Below are 4102 nucleotides of genomic sequence, written 5' to 3'. Positions count from 1 at the left end.
CTTCGACGTGCTGTACGAGCCGTGGCCGACGCCGCTCGCCGCCGCCTGGGCGGACCGCGGCGGCGCCGTGGTCGGCGGCCTGGACCTCCTCATCCACCAGGCCGTCCTCCAGGTCGAGCAGATGACCGGCCGCTCGCCGGGCCCGCTGGCCGCGATGCGCGCCGCGGGCGAGTCGGCGCTGGCGGCCCGTACGGCCCGTACCGCCTGAGCGGCCCCGGCGCCCGCCGCCGGTCCACGTCCCGGACCGGCGTCCAGACCGCCCCGCGAACCATGGGAGGATCGGGGGCGGCGGGTCAGGGCCGCGCACCGGGCCGCGCCGACTCCAGTCCAAGGCGCGAGCAAGAGGAGCACCGTTGAGCAGGTTGCGCTGGCTGACGGCGGGGGAGTCGCACGGCCCCGCACTGGTGGCGACGCTGGAGGGCCTTCCGGCCGGCGTGCCGATCACCACGGACATGGTGGCGGACGCCCTGGCGCGGCGGCGGCTGGGCTACGGCCGCGGCGCGCGCATGAAGTTCGAGCGCGACGAGGTGACCTTCCTCGGCGGCGTCCGGCACGGCCTGACCCTCGGCTCGCCCGTCGCGGTCATGGTCGGCAACACCGAGTGGCCCAAGTGGGAACAGGTCATGGCGGCCGACCCGGTGGACCCCGACGAGCTCGCCGCGCTGGCCCGCAACGCGCCGCTGACCCGGCCCCGCCCCGGCCACGCCGACCTCGCCGGCATGCAGAAGTACGGCTTCGACGAGGCCCGCCCGGTCCTGGAGCGCGCCTCCGCCCGCGAGACCGCGGCCCGCGTCGCGCTCGGCGCGGTGGCCCGCTCCTTCCTCAAGGAGACGGCCGGCATCGAGATCGTCTCGCACGTCGTGGAGCTGGCCGCGGCCAAGGCCCCGTACGGCGTCCTGCCCCAGCCCTCCGACGTCGAGCGGCTCGACGCCGACCCCGTGCGCTGCCTGGACGAGGCCGCGAGCGAGGCGATGGTCGCCGAGATCGACCAGGCCCACAAGGACGGCGACACGCTCGGCGGCGTCGTCGAGGTGCTCGCCTACGGCGTACCCGTCGGCCTCGGCAGCCACGTCCACTGGGACCGCCGCCTCGACTCGCGCCTCGCCGGCGCCCTGATGGGCATTCAGGCGATCAAGGGCGTCGAGCTCGGCGACGGCTTCGACCTGGCGCGGGTGCCCGGCTCGCAGGCGCACGACGAGATCGTCTCCACCGACGAGGGCCTGCGCCGCACCACCGGCCGCTCCGGCGGCACCGAGGGCGGCCTGAGCACCGGCGAACTGCTGCGCGTACGGGCAGCCATGAAGCCCATCGCGACCGTGCCGCGCGCCCTGGCCACCGTGGACGTCGTCACCGGCGAGGCCACCCAGGCGCACCACCAGCGCTCGGACGTGTGCGCGGTGCCGGCCGCGGGGATCGTCGCCGAGGCGATGGTCGCGCTGGTGCTGGCGGACGCGGTGACGGAGAAGTTCGGCGGCGACAGCGTGCCGGAGACCCGGCGCAACGTCCGCGGCTTCCTCGACGGGCTGGCCATCAGGTGACGCCGCCCGCCGTCGTCATCGTGGGCCCGCCCGGAGCGGGCAAGTCCACCGCCGGGGCGCTGCTCGCCGAGCGGCTCGGCACCGCGTACCGCGACACCGACGCCGACATCGAGCGGACCGCCGGCAAGCCGATCTCCGAGATCTTCATCGACGAGGGCGAGCCGCACTTCCGCGAGCTGGAGCGGCAGGCCGTACGGGACGCCGTCGCCGGCCACGCCGGGGTGCTCTCCCTCGGCGGCGGCGCGGTCATGGACGCGGGCACCCGCGCCCTGCTCACCGGGCTGCCGGTCGTCTTCCTCGACGTCTCCCTCGCCGACGCCGTGCGCCGGGTGGGGCTCGACGCCCCGCGCCCGCTGCTCGCCGTCAACCCGCGGCAGCGCTGGCGCGAGCTGATGGAGGCGCGCCGCCCGCTCTACACCGAGGTCGCCCGCGCGGTCGTCACCACCGACGGCCGCACCCCCGAGGACGTCGCCGAGGCGGTCCTCGACGCCCTGGAGCTCCGAATTGCTCCCAAGGACTGACCCGCGACCGCACACGGCCGCGGGCACGAGGCAGCACGCAGTGAGGAACGTATGACCGAGGCACCCACCCGTATCCAGGTCGCCGGCAGCGCGGGCAGCGCCCCGTACGAGGTCCTGGTCGGCCGGCAGCTGCTGGGCGAACTGCCCACGCTGATCGGCCCCGCGGCCAAGCGCGTCGCGATCCTGCACCCCGAGGCGCTCGCCGAGACCGGCGCGGTGCTCCGCGAGGACCTGGCCGCCCAGGGGTACGAGGCCATCGCCGTCCAGCTGCCGAACGCCGAGGAGGCCAAGACCGTCGAGGTCGCGGCGTACTGCTGGAAGGCGCTCGGCCAGACCAACTTCACCCGCACCGACGCCATCGTCGGCGTCGGCGGCGGCGCCACCACCGACGTCGCGGGCTTCGTCGCGGCGACCTGGCTGCGCGGGGTGCGCTGGATCGCGGTGCCCACCACCGTGCTCGGCATGGTCGACGCGGCGGTCGGCGGCAAGACCGGCATCAACACCGCCGAGGGCAAGAACCTCGTCGGCGCCTTCCATCCGCCGGCCGGCGTGCTCTGCGACCTGGCCGCGCTGGACTCGCTGCCCGTGCACGACTACGTCAGCGGCCTCGCCGAGATCATCAAGGCGGGCTTCATCGCCGACCCGGCCATCCTCGACCTGATCGAGGCCGACCCGGAGGGCGCCCGCACCCCCGGCGGCCCGCACACCGCCGAGCTCGTCGAGCGCTCCATCCGCGTCAAGGCCGAGGTGGTCTCCTCGGACCTCAAGGAGTCCGGGCTGCGCGAGATCCTCAACTACGGGCACACCCTCGCCCATGCGATCGAGAAGAACGAGCGCTACAACTGGCGTCACGGCGCGGCCGTCTCCGTCGGCATGGTCTTCGCCGCCGAACTCGGCCGGATCGCCGGGCGGCTGGACGACGCCACCGCCGACCGGCACCGCGCGATCCTGGAGTCGGTCGGGCTGCCGGTCACCTACCGCGGCGACCAGTGGCCCAAGCTGCTGGACACCATGAAGGTCGACAAGAAGTCGCGCGGCGACCTGCTGCGCTTCATCGTCCTCGACGGGCTGGCCAAGCCGACCGTTCTGGAAGGCCCCGATCCGGCGATGCTGCTGGCCGCCCACGCGGAGATCGCGGCGTGAGCGGCGTGAGCAGTGTGAGCGGGGTGAGCGGGGTGAGCGATACGGACCGTACGGGCGTGTCGCGGCGCGTCCTCGTCCTCAACGGGCCCAACCTCGGCCGCCTCGGCTCCCGCGAGCCCGACGTCTACGGCGCGACGTCCTACGCCGGGCTCGTCGAGACGTGCACCGCGCTGGGCGCGGAGCTCGGCTTCGAGGTCGACGTCCGCGAGACCAACGACGAGGGGGAGCTGATCCGCTGGCTGCACGAGGCCGCGGACGGCCGCCTTCCGGTGGTCATCAACCCCGGCGCGTTCACCCACTATTCGTACGGCATGCGCGACGCGGCGGCGCAGCGCACCGCGCCCCTGATCGAGGTGCACATCTCCAACCCGCACGCCCGCGAGGAGTTCCGGCACAACTCCGTCATCGCGGCCGTGGCCAGCGGTACCGTCGCGGGCTTCGGCATCGGCTCGTACCGCCTCGCGCTGCGCGCCCTCGCGGACGAACTCGCAGGCTGACGGCGTACGCGGGCACGCCGCGGGCCGCTGGGCCGTTCACACTCCGACGGCCGGTGCGGGTACTCTCCGGTACCGGCCCGGCCTCGCGGCCGCTTGACACGGCGCCAGACGCCCGCACGAGACGGAGTGCCACCAAAATGCAGTACGCAGTGGGAGCTCCGCAGCCCCCGGCCCCCGGGCAGGGAACCGGCACGGGCGGGCCCGGCCACGCCCCCACGGCTCATCCGGCCGCGCCCGCACCGCCTCCCGCGCCTCCCGCCGCGCCCATACCCCCGGCCGCCCCGGCCCCTGTGCCTCCGGCCGCGCCCGGCTGGGAGGGGCGCCAGGCCCCGACGGAGCCGGGCGGTCACCTCCGGCTCCCGCCCGGCGCGCCGGTGCCGGTGCCCGGCGGCGGGCCCGGCAC

At 75.3% G+C, this 4102-nt stretch carries 4 protein-coding genes and 1 pseudogene; all 5 read left to right on the top strand.

What is annotated here, in order from left to right; translation table 11 throughout:
* Positions 1–208 (top strand): annotated as a pseudogene (locus ACFU99_RS35785) (shikimate dehydrogenase); the annotation flags it as partial.
* 145 nt (positions 209–353) lie between these two features.
* Positions 354–1538 (top strand): chorismate synthase, encoded by a 1185-nt coding sequence (aroC, locus tag ACFU99_RS35780; protein ID WP_384400425.1) that lies wholly within the window; start codon positions 354–356, stop codon positions 1536–1538.
* Positions 1535–2059, top strand: a complete 525-nt coding sequence (locus ACFU99_RS35775) for a shikimate kinase (RefSeq protein WP_384400422.1) — start codon at positions 1535–1537, stop codon at positions 2057–2059. The genes aroC and ACFU99_RS35775 overlap by 4 nt, the downstream gene beginning before the upstream one ends.
* 51 nt (positions 2060–2110) lie before the next feature.
* Positions 2111–3202, top strand: a complete 1092-nt coding sequence (gene aroB, locus ACFU99_RS35770) for a 3-dehydroquinate synthase (RefSeq protein ID WP_384400419.1) — start codon at positions 2111–2113, stop codon at positions 3200–3202.
* A gap of 56 nt (positions 3203–3258) precedes the next feature.
* Positions 3259–3699, top strand: a complete 441-nt coding sequence (aroQ, locus tag ACFU99_RS35765) for a type II 3-dehydroquinate dehydratase (RefSeq protein WP_384400428.1) — start codon at positions 3259–3261, stop codon at positions 3697–3699.
* Positions 3700–4102 lie beyond the last annotated feature (403 nt).

The organism is Streptomyces sp. NPDC057654 (assembly GCF_042800135.1).
Classification (GTDB): Bacteria; Actinomycetota; Actinomycetes; order Streptomycetales; family Streptomycetaceae; genus Streptomyces.
The sequence above is the reverse complement of the archived record's forward strand: the minus strand, read 5'-3'. Positions and strand labels throughout refer to the sequence as shown.

Coding starts and splice junctions, on each gene's coding strand:
- aroB (WP_384400419.1), top strand. CDS start 2,111: ATGACCGAGGCACCCACCCGTATCCAGGTCGCCGGCAGCGCGGGCAGC.